Raw genomic sequence first — 18228 nt, forward strand, 5'->3', positions numbered from 1 at the left:
AAATGAGGCTTTCACTCGTTATACAAGTGGCATGCCACATAATGACCATTCATATTTTGACCCTCTGGTCTCGTGGTTTTGCAAATATCCATGCACTCTGAACATCTTGTATGAAATGCGCATCCTTTCGGCGGGTTTGCCGGGCTTGGCAGTTCTCCTTGAATTAAAATCGTTTCACGCTTTATGTCCGGATCAGGTATTGGCACAGCAGAAAGAAGCACTTTTGTATACGGGTGTTTAGGATTTTCGTATAGCTCTTCACTATCAGCCAGTTCAATTAGCCTGCCTAAATACATGACGCCAACCCGATCACTAATGTGACGGACTACACCGAGATCGTGCGCAATGAATATGTATGTAAGCCCAAATTCCTTTTGGATGTCCTTCATTAAATTCAAGACTTGAGCCTGAATGGAAACGTCGAGTGCCGACACAGGCTCATCAGCGATAATCAGCTTCGGCTTTGTCATCAATGCTTTTGCGATTCCGATCCGCTGGCGCTGACCGCCACTGAACTGGTGTGGGTATCTTCGGGCATGGTAACTGCTTAATCCTACAACCTCGAGCATTTCAAGAACACGCTTTTTTCTTTCCTCTTTTGTGCCGATTCCATGGACAATCAGTGGTTCTTCAAGAATCTTTTCCACCGTATGCCTTGGGTTTAAGGAAGCATAAGGATCCTGGAATACCATTTGGATATCCCGGCGGATTTTTCTAAGCCCACTTGTGGACATACTAGTAATCTCTTTGTCTTCAAAGACGATTTTTCCGTCGCTTGCCTCAATTAGGCGCATTAGCAGGCGGCCGGTCGTTGATTTTCCACAACCGCTTTCACCGACGATTCCCAATGTTTCCCCTCTTTTAACATAGAAGGAGACATCGTCGACTGCTTTTACTTCACCTTTAACACGTCCAAGAAGCCCACCTGTAATCGGGAAGTATTTTTTTAGGCCTGAAACCTCAAGAAGTAACTCTGACATGTTCGTCACTCCTCTCTTTATCTATATTCAGGAAGCATCGAACTTCATGTCCATCATTTTCTGATTTATATAATTCAGGTGCTTCTTCAAGGCATTTTCCAAACACTTCGGAGCATCTCGCGGCAAACCTACAGCCTTGAAGAATGCTACCTGGGATTGGGACATTACCCGGAATACTGTAAAGTCTGTCTTTCTTCCCTCTTAAATCAGGTACCGACTTAAGGAGCCCTTTTGTATACGGATGCTGTGGATTTTTCAGGATTGTACGGACATCACCCTGTTCGACGATTTGACCCGAATACATAACGATTACGCGTTCACAAATTTCTGCGACCACCCCTAAATCATGCGTGATCAGAATGATCGATGTGTTCGTCTTTTCATTTAAGTCTTTCATCAACGCAAGGATCTGTGCCTGGATCGTCACGTCTAGCGCAGTCGTAGGCTCGTCTGCAATGAGTATCTTCGGTTTGCATGCCATCGCCATTGCGATCATGACCCTCTGTCTCATCCCGCCTGAAAGCTGATGTGGATACTCCTTAAGAATTTCTTCCGCCCTTGGAATACCGACAAGACGAAGCAATTCTACACATCGCGCTTTCGCCTCTGTCTTTGAAAGGTCTGTGTGCAGCCGGATCCCTTCCATCAATTGGTTCCCAATCGTAAAAAGGGGATTTAGTGAAGTCATCGGTTCTTGGAAGATCATCGAGATCTGATTTCCTCGGACTTTTCTCCACTCCTTTTCCGATAATGTGGTCAAATCTTTTCCTTCAAAAAAGATTTCGCCATTCTCTATTTTTCCCGGCGGACAAGGGATCAGCCCCATCGTTGCCAGTGAGGTCACACTCTTCCCACTCCCGGATTCTCCGACAATTCCAAGAATTTCTCCATCTTTTAATGAAAAACTAATTCCATGAACTGCTGGTACAAGTTTTTTACCGGAGTAAAAGGAAACTTTCAAATCGTTTATTTCAAGAATCGATTGCTTACCCACTTTGTCACCTGCCTACTAAACATTTAAACTGAAAATACAATGATTTTATAACTTTTTTAAAATAGCGAATTCAGACATTATTATGACACATACAAATGTATTTTACTATTAAAATTTGACAAATTAACAAACTTTTTCGAGTTATTTGCTTTTAGTTTAGTACCGCAAAGCATAAACACGTTAAACCAAGTAAGCGCTTTCAGTAGATGTTTCGCCCAAACACAAAAACAACCGAAAAGCGAGACAGCTTCATATTTAATAGCTGTCCATTTGCTCTTCGGTTCAGTGAATTCCCTTCAACGGAAAGTATGTTAGTATACTTTTTTATAGATTAATCAAATTCGCCTTGGCGTATTTGCGCCCAGATTCTCAAAGCTTGCTCGATAAATTCCTTTATAAAATTTGAGGCATCCGCTGAAAGAGGCTTAACTTTATTCAGCCGGGATTTGACCCTTCACTGAATTGGATACATGTTTGCATTCATCTCACCTCTTAAGAAGTGGGAGATTTCTGCTGAATAAAGTTAAACAAATGACCAAAATTGATAAAACATTTCGTTTGAAATTATTAGCACTTATCCGGCAGACCTTTTCTCTTTGGAAGACTTTCTTTCCATTTCTTTGCACTTTTCTTCCCAGAAATCGGCACCGCTGATTCCTACTTTAATCGGATTGAAAACAGGGTCTTTTCCTGCTTTTTTCTGGTTTTCATAATCATTATATACTTTTAAAGCCGGTTTTGTTAGAAGTAAGATCGCAACAAGATTGAGCCAAGCCATGCTTCCTATCCCTAAATCTCCTAGTGCCCACAATAAAGATGCTGATTCGACACTGCCAATATACACCATGACTAAAAATGCAATTTTCAGGACTGTTTTCAGCCAATACAACTTTAGCTTTTTATCAAGATAGACGAGGGTCGTTTCGGCAATATAGTAATAAGCAAATAGGGTGGTAAACGCAAAGAAGAAGATGGCGATGGAAACAAACATTGAACCAAAGCCAGGTAAAACAGTTTCTACTGCTTCCTGAGTATAGATTGGTCCAGCTTCAATATTTCCCATCGTTTCAACGATTGGATCTTTTCCTACTGGAGTAACGCTATACATCCCAGTTACGAGAATCATAAGTGCTGTCGCCGTACATACAACAATTGTATCGATGTAGACCGAAAAAGCTTGGACTAATCCTTGCTTAGCAGGATGAGAAACTTCAGCTGCTGCCGAACTATATGTTCCCTCACCGACACCAGCAACGTTTGAAAACACTGCTCTCTTAACCCCCCAGGCAATTGCTGCACCGACAATCCCTCCGAAGGCCTCATTTACACCAAATGCACTTGAGAAGATAAGCGCGAACATTGCAGGTACTTCCGTAAAATTTGCAAATAAAACGATGAATGTAACGATTACATATCCTAATGCCATAAAAGGAACAACTTTTTCAGCGACATTTGCTATTCGCTTCACACCGCCAAAAATGATCACTGCAAGCAAGGTAACTAGTAAAACTCCGGTGATGCTCTTATTTATGCCAGATGTATTTTCAAATCCAACCGCAATCGTGCTTGATTGAATACCAGGCAATAAAATTCCATAGGAAATGGTAACAACGATGGCTACCAATACAGCGAACCACTTGATCTTTAAACCTTTTTCGATAAAGTAAGGTGTACCTCCCCGGTATTCATTTCCTACTTTACTTTTATATACTTGGGCAAGAGTCGATTCTACAAAGGCACTGGCTCCGCCTAATAATGCCATTATCCACATCCAAAATACAGCTCCAGGGCCTCCAAACGCAATGGCCGTAGCTACACCAGCAATATTTCCGATCCCCACACGTCCGGCCAAAGCCATACAAAAAGCCTGAAAGGATGATACGCCTGATTCTGAACTCTTTCCTTCGAACAGCAATTTAATCATTTCTTTAAAATACCTGATTTGAACAAACCGAGTGACAAACGAGAAAAACAACCCTGCTCCTAGTGCAAAGACGACCAATCCGATACTCCATACTTGTCCAACTAACCAATCTACTAAATTCTGCATCGTATCCCCCCAGATGTTGTGAGTAATTCAATAATTCACACTTATAGTAATGTAGATAATTTTCAGTTAAATCAACTAATAAGAAAACGGGCAGCTTTTTCAATGAAGCTGCCCGTTCCTTCTTTAACATTATCTTTTAAGTAAGGAAGCTCTGACAGATGTATTATTTCAATTTAGAAGCGTCTCTTTGCTTCCCTCCACAATGATATAAAGTGAAACTTCCATCAGCGGGGGTTTTCTTCATCCCCCGCTGATGGTTAGTTGAACCAATCGGGCTTTTACTGGCAGTTTATCCCCCGCTTATCCTTCTTCGATTTCTCTAAGTCTTGAAGCGAGGGTTTTACTGCCAGTTAATCTGCGATAAACTATTAGTATTGATCATTCTGCTTGATATTAACAAAAACACTTTTCACTTCTGTATAGTTTTGTAAACCGTATTCTCCACCCATTTCACGGCCAATTCCTGATTGTTTGTATCCGCCGAAAGGCATTGTTTCCCATTCGAGACCAAAATCATTAATCCAGACTGTACCTGTTTGCAACTTGCTAGCAATGTAGTGACCCTTTTTCATATTTTCAGTCCAAATACTTGCAGCTAAGCCGTAATCACTATCATTTGCACGTTTAATTACTTCTTCAATCGTGTCAAAAACGAAAATCGACATGACTGGACCAAAGATTTCTTCACGAGCAATGACCATATGATCTTCCACATCGGCAAAAATAGTTGGCTGTACAAAATATCCTGTTTCATATACTTTTTCTCCACCCGCGACAAGTCGTGCTCCTTCTTTTTTCCCTTGCTCGATGTAACCAAGTACGGTTTGTTGCTGTTTAGCTGAAACAAGTGGACCCATATCCGTTTCAGGATCCATTCCAGGACCAACCTTCATAGCGTTCGCACGCTCTGCTAAAGCCTCTACGACACGTTCATATTGACTCCGCTGTACAAATACACGTGTACAAGCACTGCAGTTTTGCCCATGGTTGTACATTGTTCCGTTAAATGCCCCTTCAATGGCTTCTTGAAGATTAGCATCCTCTAAAATAATGGCAGGTGATTTACCCCCAAGTTCTAGTGTAACCCCCTTGATTTGTTCAGCAGCTTTTTTCATTACTTCTTTTCCGACTGCCGTTGAACCAGTGAATGCAACTTTATCTACATCTTTATGCGTGATGATCGCTTCTCCTGCAATTCGGCCTGATCCTGGCACAATATTCACAACACCGTCTGGAAAACCAGCTTCTTTAAACAACTTTCCTACATAAAGAAGGGATAAAGGTGTTTCGCTTGCCGGCTTAATGACAACCGTACATCCGACAGCAAGTGCGGATCCGAGCTTCCAAGCTGCCATTGCAAGCGGGAAATTCCATGGAATAATTTGGCCTACAACCCCAACTGGCTCATGAACGGTATAAGTTACATAATCCTTTGAAATTGGAGTTGTCTTACCAAATAATTTTGTCGCCCAACCCGCATAGTATCTGAAATGCTGAATTGTTCCATCAATATCATCCGAAAGCGCGACTTTGTATGGTTTCCCGTTATCCAATGACTCAAGCTGTGCAAGCTCTTCACGGTTCTCTTCTAAGAGATCAGCAAACTTATAGATTAGATGGGAACGTTCAGCCGCATCTATTTTTGTCCATTCCCCTTCATCAAATGCCTTTCTTGCTGCAGCTACTGCAACATCGATGTCATCTTCTTGCGCTTCACTTACTTCAGCAATGACTTCTTCATTTGCTGGATTAACGACGGCAAATGTTTTACCACTGATCGCCGGAACATAAGCACCGTTGATATATAGTCCTTTAACGCCTTCTAAGAATTCTTGCACTTTGGGTTTCAAATTGTAATTTGTCGCTTGCATGTTCTCTCTCCTTCAATATCTTAGTTATTGGCTTTGTTAATCTTGCCTGTTGATTTCCGCTCCAGCCGCTCGCTTTCCGCGGGAGTCTCGCACCTTCCGCTACAATCAACAAAGTACAAATATCAACATTGAGCTTTAAAACAGCCTAGTTATTTACTGTTTCCATACTTGCAAGAAGTTCTTTTAGTTTTGCTTCTTCTTTTTCATTTAATGAAAGTCTCGGTGATCGGCATGGCCCACCCGCTAATCCTTTCAAATCCATTGCTCTCTTCACGATTTGTACATATTTTCCTGATCCCTCCAAAAATGCACAAAGTGGAAGGATATGGTCATTGATTGCCCATGCTTCTTCGATTTCTCCATTTTGGTAATGGTTGAACATGTCTGTTACAAGCTTTGGCACGATATTTCCGGCAACAGAAATCCACCCAGTAGCTCCAACGAAATATGATTCCATAACAAGCTCTTCCGCACCGCAGAATACTTCGAAATTGCCTTTTGCTTTTCTTGCAAGGTCTCTTACTTTGCCAATTTCACCGCTAGATTCTTTAATGTGTGTTACATTTTTACAATCTTTTCCGATTTGCAGCATTAGCTCTGTGCTCATATTCACACCAGAAGTGAATGGATTGTTATAAAGCATGATTGGAATATCTACATTGTCGGAGATTTCTTTAAAATGGTAATAAATCTCATTTTCCTTTGGCTTCATGTAGTATGGATTAATGATTAATGCACAGTCTGCCCCGTGTGCTTCAGCCTGCTTTGTGTACTCAATCGTTTCTTTCGTTGTTTCGGCAGCTGTTCCAACAATAACTGGAAGACGGCCGTTTACTTCTTTTATTACGGTTTCAACCATTTGGAACTTCTCTTCTTTTGATAAACTGACAAATTCACCAGTACTTCCATTGATCACAATCCCTGCTACATTCTGGTCCACAAAGTAATTCACATTATTTTTTACGCCGCCCCAATCAATCTCTTGTGCCTCAGTCATTGGTGTAATTAATACAGGGTAAGCTCCTCTAATTGTTGTCATTATATTTCCTCCTAAAAGTTAATTTTGGTCTAAAAGTCCGATTATTTTTTTCAATTGGCTCTTTTCGTAAACCTTGTTGCAATTTAACTGAGTTGAGGTCTAGTTGATTTCCGCTTCAGGAGCTCGCTTTCCGCGGGGCGGGCGGTGAGCCTCCTCGGCGTTACCGCCTGTGGGGTCTCACCTGTCCCGCTACTCCCGCAGGAGTCTCGCACCTTCCGCTCCAATCAACTACATACAATACCTATTTAAAACAATGATCATTTATAAAAATGCCTTTCGATTACACTTCTGCTATTTTTCGAAATATGCTTTGCTATTTTAATAGAAATCCAGCTGCTAAAGGATCTGTTGGATCTAGTACGAATGTCTGCAATCCGGTAATGAATCCCCGGCTTTTCAACGTAAACTGATAACCACTCTCTGTTTGTCTTGCAGCTTCTACTTCCAATCGGCTACCGAAAATACTTTCATTTACGTATGGCTTATCGATACACATTCCTCCTTTAGAAAATAGACTTGTATAACAAGCAAGTGTCGTTCCAAAGCCAGGTGAACGTACAATAAACTCGTCTTCACGGAAAGTGAGCGTTTTAATTCTCCCCTCTTCAAGAGTAGTAGCATCCAATAAAATGGCACCGTTTACGGACGTCTTTGAATCGAGAGCTTGAAGCACCGTCTGCCCCCATCTCTTCAATTCGGAAAGATCTTCAACTCGAATCTCTGCAGGTATATCATGCTTTTCAAACACTGCATATAATTGATCCGCTTGTACGAGGGAGAGTTTTGTATTTAATCTCGGATGGGAAAGTTGAACTTCTTTTTCAATTACCTGACAAGGTTCGCTTTCAAGCTTTACCAAAACGACTTCTTCCTTCTCCATGATGGCTGTGACAGAAATTAATCCACTAACTGTTTCAATCTTATATTCACCTGAAGCCCTTGCTGGCAAATGACCGCATTCCAGTAACGCTGTCATCACAGCAACAATGCCGCCATAATGAAGAGGCACCGTTCCATCATGGTTGAAAAATACGACGGCGGCGTCCGCTTCTCGGCTAAACGGCGGAACAACAAGGCAGCCATTTAAACCAGCGAATCCCCGGGGCTCATTCAATAAAAGATTAATCTCGTCGGCAAATACATGGGGAAATTGCTCATTTAGCTGTTCCAAGCTCTGATAATGAATGAACGGAACATCCTTTATAATACGGAACGCCTCGCCGGCTACGTGTACATCTGTTGCCTGGTAAACCTTTTGAATGATCATTTCACGTCCTCCGTTTCATGTTCCTCCATCGGGGGAATGAGCAGAAACCCTTCTTTAAGCGGATCTTCTTCGTTGTAAAAGAACTTATGCATTCCCATTAGCCATGCCGATCCTGCGATTTTCGTCACTACAGCCTCTACGCCTTTCACATCTGTTGTTTCTAACACGCATCCGCGAAATAGCGAACCAACAATACTTTCATGAACGAATTCTTCACCAATCGCAATTTCTTTATTGGCATAGAGTACAGCCAACTTAGCAGATGTACCTGTTCCACATGGGGAACGGTCAATTCCTCCCGGAGGAACAATGACTGTATTTTTCACATCTGCTTTTTCATGGCTTGGTTCAGTAAAAAATTCAACATGGGTCAACCCTTGAATAAATGGATATTGCGGGTGAACAATGTCTGTTTTTTCATTGATGGCATTTCTAATGTCAATCGCTTTATCGATAATGAGGGAAGCATTTTCAGGGATTAATTCCAACCCTACTGTTTTCGCATCAATGATTGCGTAAAAATTCCCGCCATACGCGATGTCAGCATCTACTTGCCCAACCCCATCGACATACACCGAAACTCTTTTTAATAGAAAAGCAGGGATATTACAAAATGACACTTCCTTCGCTTTGCCGCCTTCTACAGTAATATCTACCTCTACAAGCCCAGCCGGTGTATCTAATATTAATGAAGTGACTGGCTCCTGAACGGGGATCAGCCCGGATTCTATTAAAGCGGTACACACACCAATTGTGTCATGGCCGCACATCGGTAAATAACCGCCTGTTTCTATGTATATCACTCCGATATCCGCATCAGGATGGCACGGATCTGTGAGCAAAGCACCTGACATCACATCATGGCCCCGCGGTTCATTCATTAATAGTTTACGAATCCAGTCATATTCCTTTTTCATATGAAGCATTTTTTCAGACATCGTTTCTCCTCTGAGTTCTGGAAGACCGCTAATCAATGTTCTCGTTGGATTCCCGCCTGTATGTGTATCTATCGTTGTAAATACTCTGTGTGCCCTCATCAGCTCAACACCCTTTCTGTAAAACGGCTATAGCGCAACGGTTCAACGGGGATCGAAGTTTCTTTTTCGTTTATGAGTTCTTCGACGACTTTCCCAGTCACTGCTGCGAGACTAATTCCGTCCCCCTCATGACCAGCCGCAATATAGTAATTTGGAATGCCTTCCACCCGTGAAACAATTGGTAAATGGTCTTCTGTCCAAGGACGCAAACCTGCATATGAACGAATCACCATCATATCTGCCATTTTCGGATAAAAACGGATAGCCCGGTTCGCAATGCATTTGATGATTTCATTGTTTACTTTCGTATTGAAGCCAACGAACTCCCTGCTGCTTCCGATCAGAAAGTTTTGACTTTCCGTTGGTTCAAAAACGAGTGCCACTCCATATTTTTCAGTTAGTGGATCGACACGACGCTGTCCACCGAACTTGGAAATTAAATAACCAAACTCCATCACTTTTCTGTGCCCTACATGTTCCTGTCTGGAGGCAACGATTATATGACCTTTTCTCGGTTCGATTGGTATTGAGAGATCGAGCATTTCACCGATGCGGGGCGCCCATACCCCAGCGGCATTGACAACATGATCGGCGGTAAAAATACCATTTGATGTCTCCACCGTAAATGTTCCGTTTGTTTCTTTTTTCATTGTTTTTACTTCAGTATGCTTCAAGGCTTTAGCGCCGAGCTTTTTTGCATCCTCTAAAAGTGAAAAGGCAAGCATATATGGATTGACCGTGGAATCCGTAGCACATTCCAAGCCGCCTAATAAGTCATCCGCAAAAAACTTGGAATCCTGGCGAATATCCTGCCTGTCGAGCATTCGAAAAGGCAATCCCACTGCTTTTTGACGGTCAACCCATTGCTTCGCCGCTTCCATTTCCTCTTCTGACTCACAAACGAGAATGCTTCCGGGGGCGCGATATTCAAAAGAGTGTTCCAACTCTCTGCTTAATTCATCCACTAAATTCTGACTAACCAATGACATTTGGCTATCAAAACCTGGGTCTTTATCAATTGCCAAAATATTGCCGTCACATCTTGATGATGTGCCACTGACAAATTCCCCTTTTTCAATAATCGTTACATCTCTGCCATATTTAGAAGCATAATAGGCTATCGAGCAGCCAATAATTCCTCCGCCAATGACTAAAACGTCACAATGCTTCACATAACATTCCACCCTTCGCTGAAACGATCGTTAACTTATCATTGCAATTATTGTGCCAATTCAAAAAATAGAGGTAGATTGGAGGAATTCGGTGAGATAGCAGATTTCTAATTACTTAAGTTGCTAATTCTTTCAATTTTTAAATATATCAGCGGGTTTTGATATTTTATCAGCGAATTTTCGAATATATCGGCGACTTTTCAAATATATCAGCGACAGTCCATGTCTCAAATCCCTCCCTATGATTCACTAGTAAAAATATTTTAAATATTTTTACTAGTAGTGTATAATTATTTTTACAGTGTTAATATTTTTTTACACACTAGGAGGATGTTATGGTCTTTTCATTACCGTCAATGAAAGAAATGCTGAAACTTCATCTTACGAATACATCGCTCGAAGAATATATGATTGAACAAATTAATGGAGAATACTATGATCGTTCGTCAGGAAAAACATGCCGAATATTATTTGAGGATGATACCTTCGATACTTTAATTCAGTCGTTTAAATATCATTCTACGGCTGTTATTATCGATACAAACAAACACCCTGTCGGCTGTATAACAGCTGAACAACTGATCCATTTTCTTAATAATTCATACACACAATTAAAAGCATTTTATGAAACCGTCATTCAAACGACCGATGCCTCAGTTACGGTCATTGATGAGAGCGAGCTTGTTTGTTCATGGACTGAAGGCGCAGAAAAAATATTTTCAGTCAAGCGCCAAGATATAATCGGCCGGCCAATTACTGAATTTTTCGACCGCAAAAACTTAGAAATCTTACAATCACTTCATAATGGAAAAAGCATTTTAGGCCAGCACCATCAGCCGCGGTCTGATTTATTTGTCCTAATTAACTCCAATCCCGTTTACTTTAACAACCGGATTATCGGCGCTGTCGTTTCTGAGACAGATGTTACGAGTCAAGTTGTCCTTAATGAAAAATTATTTAACATGTCCACAGAGGTTCATCGTTTAGAACAAGAAGTCGCGAAATACAAAGATTCTGTCGATCCGTTTACGACGATTAAAGGGAAAAGTGTCGCTCTACAGAGAACCGTGCAATTAGCAAGAAAGGTTTGTTCTGTAAAATCAACAGTACTGATTTTAGGCGAAAGCGGCGTCGGAAAAGAAGTGTTTGCCAAAGCGATTCATGAAGCAAGCGAAGAGCCAAACGCACCGTTTATTTCGATTAATTGCGGTGCGATCCCAGCGTCTTTATTTGAAAGTGAATTATTTGGGTATGAACGGGGTGCTTTTTCCGGCGCAGATCTGAAAGGGAAAAAGGGAAAGATCGAACTAGCTAAAGGCGGTACACTGTTTCTTGATGAAATCGGGGAAATGCCACTCGAAATGCAAGTTAAGCTATTGCGAGTGCTGCAGGAGCGGAAATATTACCGTGTTGGCGGTGTGAAAGAACTCGATACCGACTTCCGGATCATTGCTGCTACGAATCGTGATTTGCAAGAATTAATGAAAGATGGGCAGTTTCGTGAAGATTTATATTACCGCTTAAACGTTGTTAGTCTACATATTCCGCCTTTAAGGGAGCGTCGAGAAGATATTATCGAGTTAACCCATTATTTTTTAAATGATTTTTCATTAAGTTATCAGCGTCCCATTCATGAATTTTCACCTGAAGTGATGCAGGAATTGCTTCGTTATGATTGGCCTGGCAATATTCGTGAACTTCGTAATGTCGCTGAACGTCTCGTCGTGTTTGCAACTGATGGTGTGATTAAAAAGGATTATTTGCCCTTCGATGCAAGCAATCTTAACCAGGATAACAACTTGATGATTGTACCTAATCTTCTTAAAGAAAAGGACGACACCATCCTATCGCTACAGGAAGAAATGGACCAACACGAGAAAATGGTGATTTCAAGAGCATTAAAGATTTTAGATGGAAACAAATTGGAATGTGCGAAACATCTCGGCATTACAAGGGCTACTTTATACAACCGTCTGAAGCGCCTCGGCTTAAAGTGAAACTTCCATCAGTGGGGACGCCATGGTTCTCGGGGTTCCCACTGATGGCTAGTTGCGGCCCACAGGAAGTGGGTCACACAGACGTTGCCACAGGATAAGGAAAGCTTCGTTAGCATAATCATCGCACGAAGAAAAAGTGCTTTTCTTTTTCGAGGACGTGGCGCTCTTAGTCTATGATTCCATTTCGGTCCTTACGGGCAGTAAGACCCTCCACTTATCCTGCCTCGATTTCTATCGGGCCTTAAAGTGAGGGTCTTACTGCCCGTTAATCTGCGATAAATTAATCCTCCTCCTATTAAGTTGGTACGTTTTTTGCATAGTATCTTACTAGAAGAAACTCGAGGAGGAAACCAAATGGCTAACAATGAGAGCATTGTTATTTGCCGTTGTGAAGAAGTGACTTATGGACAACTTCAGACAACGGCAGATGAACATAAATGCACAGCAAGAGAGTTAAAATTAAGAACAAGGGCCGGTATGGGCTTCTGTGGTGGACGTACATGCAGACCAACATTAGATCGAATTATTGAAAATGTCATCCCTAACATATCCGCTGGTGATATTCCGTTAAAATACCAGCCTCCCATTCGGCCAGTGACGTTTGGAACAGTAGGTGAAATGAATGACTAGAATTATAGATCACCCGATTCTAGGGAAATTAAATGATAGAGAAAAGATTTCCTTTCAGTATGATGGAAAGATATATGAAGCGTATGAAAATGAAACGATTGCCGCTGCTCTTTTAGCGAACGGGATTAGAAAACTGCGTGTTCACGAGGAAAGCGGAACACCTCGAGGCATTTATTGCAACATCGGTCACTGCATGGAGTGCCGAGTTATGGTCAATGATCAAGCAAACATAAGAGCCTGTCTAACGGTTGTAAAAAAAGATATGGTCGTTGAAAGCGGTAAGCAGCTCCCGAACCCTGTAAAAAGGATGGTGGAACAGCGATGATTGATGTAATCGTAATCGGAAGCGGGCCAGCAGGACTTGCAGGGGCCATAGCCTGTGCAGGTTTAGGCCTTAAGGTGACAGTCATTGATGAATTTATCAAACCGGGCGGCAGATTGCTGGGACAACTTCATGAGGAACCATCTGGTGAATGGTGGAATGGCATTAAAGAATCAGAACGCCTTCATCACGAAGCAAAAAAGTTATCGGTCGATATCCGCTGCGGTGTATCGGTTTATAACCTAGAAAAAGAAGATCATTTATGGAACGTGCATACGAGTTCAGGTACGCTAGAAGCGCCCTATGTGCTTGTTGCGACCGGGGCTGCTGAATATCCAATCCCTCTTCCCGGCTGGACACTTCCTGGCGTTATGTCTATCGGAGCAGCACAAGTAATGACAAATGTCCACCGCGTTCAGGTCGGAAAAAAAGGGATCATTATCGGAGCAAATATTTTAGCATTTGCGATTTTAAACGAATTACAGTTAGCGGGGATAAACGTTGATCGGGTTGTCCTTCCTGAAAAAAATGCCATTAGTCAAAAAGCGGGTGAACCAGAAGAAGTCATGAAATCGCTCTTAAATGCGGCTCACCTCGCTCCATCCCCGTTATTGCGGTTTGGAAGCCGCTTCATGAAAAATGACTGGATGAGAAAAATGGCATTAAACTTTTATCCGAAAAGCGGCATGAAAGTGAATGGTACGCCCCTTCAACTGCGCAAAGCAGCCATCGAAATCCTTGGCAAAGAACAAGTAGAAGGAGTTCGGGTAGCCGATATCGATTCTAGTGGAAACATTGTTTCTGGATCTGAAACGATCTATGAGGCAGACTTCGTTTGCATTGCAGGCGGTTTGTATCCATTAGCTGAGCTTGCTGCTGTTGCCGGTTGCCCATTCCAATACATTCCTGAGCTTGGCGGTCATGTCCCTCATCATTCTGAAACGATGGAAACACCCCTTTCTGGACTTTTTGTCGCTGGCAATATTACCGGAATTGAGAGCGGAAAAATTGCGATGGCACAGGGGACAACCGCAGGACTATCAATCGCTAAACATGCTGGAAAAGGAGAGGGCACTATCGGCGATCAATTACAGCAAGCCATACAAAACGTCCGCACCGTCCGCCAGCAAGCCGCTATTCAATTCAATCCTGACATCGACAGCGGCAGAAGTAAAATGAATGAGCTTTGGGAAAGCCTTTATGCCAATAATTCTAGTAAAGGTTCCCAGAAAAAAATTGGGTAAATAGAAAACAATCCAGCATCGAAGTCAAAGGCTGGATCTGCACGTAAATTGATAACTTCACCTAGAATTAAAAAATCCGCGGCTGCCGTGGTTGCGGATTTTTTATCTTTTGTTCTGATTTCTTCCTATACACATTTCACTTCTTAGTATCACTTCATACATATTAGGATCAAGTACTCAATTCCCAAATTACTAAAATTTTCCTGGTAATAAAATCATATCCAGATATAAAATAAATAGTCAATATTATCGGAATATTGTATACTTTCAAAAACATTTCCTTTAACATAAATGAAAGGAGGTGAATAAATAGGGGTTAAAAAAACGATGATCAAGCTATTGTTACAAGATTTGATTTGGATTTTAAGAAAAAGTAAACATTTACGAGGGGGATTAATTTGAAAAAGTATTCTATTTTCACAATTGGTTTTGTGCTAATCTTTTCAATTTTTCTAAGTGCTTGTTCTAAGGAAAGTAGCTCCGGTGGCTCCGGTGGCGGCAGTAGTAGCGGTGGTGGTAAAAACAGCGATGAGATTTTAGTCGGGGTCCTTCTTCCTGTCACAGGAAATAATGCAACAGACGGGAAAGACATGTTAAATGCGATGAAAATGTCCGTTGAAAAAATTAATGATGACGGCGGAGTTCTAGGAAAGAAACTAAAACTTGAAGTTGCAGATGATGCGTGTGACCCGCAAATGGCTACGACCGCTGCAAACAAGCTCGTTTCAATGGAAGTAACTGCGGTTGTAGGAGGCTATTGCTCGGGATCGACATTGCCTGCATCCGGCGTTTTCCAAAATGCAAACATTCCAATGGTTGTTGCTGCAGCTAACTCATCTGAATTACCTTCACAAGGATATGACAGTTTATTTTTAATTAATGGACTTGTACCTGACCAAGCGCAAACAGGTGCTGATTATTTCAATGACACTGGTGCAAAAAATATTGCAATCATCCACGATAACTCTGCCTATGCAAAAGATTTAGCCGATTTTGCTAAAAAGTCTGTTGAAGGGAATGGCGGGAAAGTGATCGCCTTTGAAGCAATTAATCCAGAAGAGAAGGATTTCGGATCCTTAATGACTAAGCTAAAATCACTAAATCCCGACGGCACATATTTTACAGGGTATTACGCAGCTGGCGGCCTTATGCTTAAACAATTTAAAGAAAAGGGCGTCTCAGGCTCATTTATGGTCGGTGATGGCAGTTATTCACCGGATATTATCGATATTGCAGGCCCGGACAATGCAAACGATCTATTAGTAACAGCGACACCAACAGCCAATTTCATCCCTGGTGCAGACGAATTTGTAAGCGAATACAAAAGCAAATATAATAACTTGTCCCCTGGACCATTCTCTGCCCTTTCTTACAATGGTATGAATTTATTGGCGGATGCGCTGAAAAGAGCAAACTCTACAGATCGTGATGAACTGAAAAAGGCTTTAAAGGAGACAAAGGAATTCCAAGGTATTGGACAAGTCATTGAATTTAATGAGCAAAACTCTTTAAATCAATCAAACTTCCATGTTATGAAAGTAGCCGGTGGCGAATTTACTTTAGAAAAATAGTGTGATTCAGTTGTTGGAGCTGTTTAATTATTTTCAGTAAACAGCTCCAATGAGACTTCACTCAGTGGGGATTACTACCCTTTAATCTGCGATAAAATACCTCAGAAAAGAGTGATAAGCAAATGGATGTTTTTTTTCAAATTTTAATCGATGGACTTGTGATCGGTGCTTTTTACAGTTTGATTGCTTTAGGATATACGATGGTTTACGGAATTATTAAGCTATTAAACTTTGCCCATGGTGATTTATATATGATTGGGGCTTTTATAGGGTATACGCTGCTCTCTATTTTTACAGGTGATGGCGGCATGAATACAGGCATATTAGGAATTGGCATGGTTTTTATCATCACGATGGTTATTGTTGGATTCCTCGGCATGGGAATAGAGAGAATTGCTTATCGTCCCCTACTTCTAGCACCGAGGCTTTCGATCCTAATTACCGCTATTGGCGTTTCTTTATCACTAGAATATACATCCATGATCGGATGGGGTGCTTCCTATAAAGTCTACCCGATTAAATTACCAAATGATGGTTTACAACTATTAGGAACACAAATCTCTTTTGCGCAAATTGGCATGATTGCACTATCTGCAATGTTAATGCTTGGACTTCGTATATTTATCGATAAAACGATTTATGGAAAGGCAATGCGTGCCATTGCATTAGACCAAACAGCTTGTAGCTTAATGGGGATTAATGTGTACAGAATCATTGCGCTTACATTTTTTATCGGTGCATTCTTGGCTGCGGGAGCGGGAATCATGTCGGGCGTTTATTACGGAACAATTAACTTCATGATGGGTTTTATTATTGGATTAAAAGCATTTACAGCAGCTGTTTTAGGGGGAATAGGAAATATTACCGGTGCCATGCTTGGCGGGTTTGTTCTAGGGATTGTAGAAGCATATGGAACCTTTTACTTAGGTGGCTCATGGAAGGATGTACTTGCTTTCGGTATTCTCATTTTGTTTTTAGTATTTAAGCCCACTGGCATTCTAGGAGCAAAAGAAATGGAGAGGATGTAAAGATGAAAAAGTATAAGAAACCTTCCCTTTTGCTGCTAGTCATCGTTATGTTCCTTCTTCCGCTTTTTCTAAATATATATTGGTTAGATGTTTTAACACTTGTTCTATTTTATGTTGTGCTCACACAAGGATTAAATATCGTCGTAGGTTATACAGGATTACTAGATTTGGGGTATGCAGCATTTTTTGCCGTTGGCGCCTATACGACAGCAATATTAATGACAACCTTCCATTGGTCCTTCTGGTTGACCCTTCCTGTCGCCTTTGTATTTGCTGCAATCTCAGGAATCATTGTTGGTACACCAACCCTTCGACTAAGAAGCGATTATTTGGCCATTGTTACTCTTGGTTTCGGTGAAATCGTTAAAATATTGGCAACAAATTTAGAGATTACTGGCTCAGCATCAGGGATTTATGGAATTCCTAGACCGTCGATTGGCAGTTATATCATGTCATCACAAAAGGATTTTTATTATTTAATTCTGATTGTCGCCCTCATTTCTATTATCGCTGTTTATCGGTTAGGTCACTCGAGAATTGGCCGTGCATGGATTTATATTCGTGAAGATGAGGATGCCGCTGAAGCAATGGGAATTAATCGAATTCGGCTTAAATTACTGTCATATGCTTCGGGTGCCGTTATTGGCAGCTTTGCAGGATCGATATTTGCAGTCAAAATGAGTGCCATCGCCCCATTAAGCTTTAGCTTCTTGCAATCAGTTATGATTCTACTTGCTGTTGTATTAGGGGGACTGGGCAGTATTCCCGGGGTTGTTATTGGTGCTGCATTAGTCATTGTGCTTCCTGAAATGTTACGTGGAGCCGACGATTGGCGCTATTTAATATTCGGTATTTCCTTAGTTGCGATGATGATTTTCCGTCCTCAAGGGATTTGGCCAACGAAAAATGAAACAGAGGATGTTTCCGATCTTGAAGAGATGGATGAAGATAATGATAAGAATCATTCCATACCCGTTTAACTTTAAGCAATCCAAGGTAAATATCTGGGCGCAAATACGCCAAGGC

At 41.4% G+C, this 18228-nt stretch carries 15 protein-coding genes; 7 read left to right on the top strand and 8 right to left on the bottom strand.

The window, feature by feature from the left end; all coding sequences use genetic code 11:
* Window positions 1-11: 11 nt before the first annotated feature.
* The 8 genes from BGM26_RS17045 to BGM26_RS17080 form a co-directional block, all read right to left on the bottom strand.
* The gene (locus tag BGM26_RS17045; protein ID WP_217041320.1) at window positions 12-980 is read right to left on the bottom strand and encodes an ABC transporter ATP-binding protein; all 969 of its coding nucleotides are present in this window, start codon (window positions 978-980) and stop codon (window positions 12-14) included.
* The gene (locus tag BGM26_RS17050) at window positions 961-1974 is read right to left on the bottom strand and encodes an ABC transporter ATP-binding protein (RefSeq protein ID WP_217041322.1); all 1014 of its coding nucleotides are present in this window, start codon (window positions 1972-1974) and stop codon (window positions 961-963) included. Before BGM26_RS17050 ends, BGM26_RS17045 begins: the two co-directional genes overlap by 20 nt.
* Before the next feature lie 574 nt (window positions 1975-2548).
* The gene (locus tag BGM26_RS17055) at window positions 2549-4024 is read right to left on the bottom strand and encodes an alanine/glycine:cation symporter family protein (RefSeq protein ID WP_217041324.1); all 1476 of its coding nucleotides are present in this window, start codon (window positions 4022-4024) and stop codon (window positions 2549-2551) included.
* Between the two features lie 368 nt (window positions 4025-4392).
* Window positions 4393-5895: an aldehyde dehydrogenase family protein gene (locus BGM26_RS17060; protein ID WP_217041327.1), complete on the bottom strand. Its 1503-nt coding sequence runs from the start codon at window positions 5893-5895 to the stop codon at window positions 4393-4395.
* A 145-nt stretch (window positions 5896-6040) separates the two neighbouring features.
* Complete coding sequence (dapA, locus tag BGM26_RS17065; protein ID WP_217041330.1) at window positions 6041-6934, bottom strand: 4-hydroxy-tetrahydrodipicolinate synthase; 894 nt, start codon at window positions 6932-6934, stop codon at window positions 6041-6043.
* 313 nt (window positions 6935-7247) lie between these two features.
* Window positions 7248-8201: a proline racemase family protein gene (locus tag BGM26_RS17070; protein WP_217041334.1), complete on the bottom strand. Its 954-nt coding sequence runs from the start codon at window positions 8199-8201 to the stop codon at window positions 7248-7250.
* The gene (locus tag BGM26_RS17075) at window positions 8198-9238 is read right to left on the bottom strand and encodes a proline racemase family protein (RefSeq protein WP_217041336.1); all 1041 of its coding nucleotides are present in this window, start codon (window positions 9236-9238) and stop codon (window positions 8198-8200) included. The genes BGM26_RS17070 and BGM26_RS17075 overlap by 4 nt, the downstream gene beginning before the upstream one ends.
* The gene (locus tag BGM26_RS17080; protein WP_217041337.1) at window positions 9238-10410 is read right to left on the bottom strand and encodes an NAD(P)/FAD-dependent oxidoreductase; all 1173 of its coding nucleotides are present in this window, start codon (window positions 10408-10410) and stop codon (window positions 9238-9240) included. The genes BGM26_RS17075 and BGM26_RS17080 overlap by 1 nt, the downstream gene beginning before the upstream one ends.
* Before the next feature lie 335 nt (window positions 10411-10745).
* Here BGM26_RS17080 and BGM26_RS17085 point away from each other — a divergent pair, with 335 nt between their 5' ends.
* From BGM26_RS17085 to BGM26_RS17115, 7 genes are all read left to right on the top strand, one after another.
* Window positions 10746-12407, top strand: coding sequence for a sigma-54 interaction domain-containing protein (locus BGM26_RS17085; protein WP_217041343.1), 1662 nt, complete (start codon window positions 10746-10748; stop codon window positions 12405-12407).
* 354 nt (window positions 12408-12761) lie between these two features.
* Window positions 12762-13037, top strand: coding sequence for a (2Fe-2S)-binding protein (locus BGM26_RS17090; protein WP_217041345.1), 276 nt, complete (start codon window positions 12762-12764; stop codon window positions 13035-13037).
* Complete coding sequence (locus BGM26_RS17095) at window positions 13030-13362, top strand: (2Fe-2S)-binding protein (RefSeq protein WP_217041346.1); 333 nt, start codon at window positions 13030-13032, stop codon at window positions 13360-13362. The genes BGM26_RS17090 and BGM26_RS17095 overlap by 8 nt, the downstream gene beginning before the upstream one ends.
* On the top strand, window positions 13359-14603 hold the full coding sequence (locus BGM26_RS17100) for an NAD(P)/FAD-dependent oxidoreductase (protein ID WP_217041348.1): 1245 nt from the start codon (window positions 13359-13361) through the stop codon (window positions 14601-14603). Before BGM26_RS17095 ends, BGM26_RS17100 begins: the two co-directional genes overlap by 4 nt.
* Before the next feature lie 398 nt (window positions 14604-15001).
* Entirely contained in the window at window positions 15002-16174 is a 1173-nt protein-coding gene (locus BGM26_RS17105; RefSeq protein WP_217041350.1) for a branched-chain amino acid ABC transporter substrate-binding protein, read from the top strand.
* A 122-nt stretch (window positions 16175-16296) separates the two neighbouring features.
* Window positions 16297-17202, top strand: a complete 906-nt coding sequence (locus BGM26_RS17110; RefSeq protein WP_217041351.1) for a branched-chain amino acid ABC transporter permease — start codon at window positions 16297-16299, stop codon at window positions 17200-17202.
* A 2-nt stretch (window positions 17203-17204) separates the two neighbouring features.
* Window positions 17205-18182 (top strand): branched-chain amino acid ABC transporter permease, encoded by a 978-nt coding sequence (locus BGM26_RS17115; RefSeq protein WP_217041353.1) that lies wholly within the window; start codon window positions 17205-17207, stop codon window positions 18180-18182.
* Window positions 18183-18228 lie beyond the last annotated feature (46 nt).

The sequence above is a fragment of the Bacillus sp. FJAT-29790 genome, from assembly GCF_019039215.1.
Classification (GTDB): Bacteria; Bacillota; Bacilli; order Bacillales; family Cytobacillaceae; genus Cytobacillus.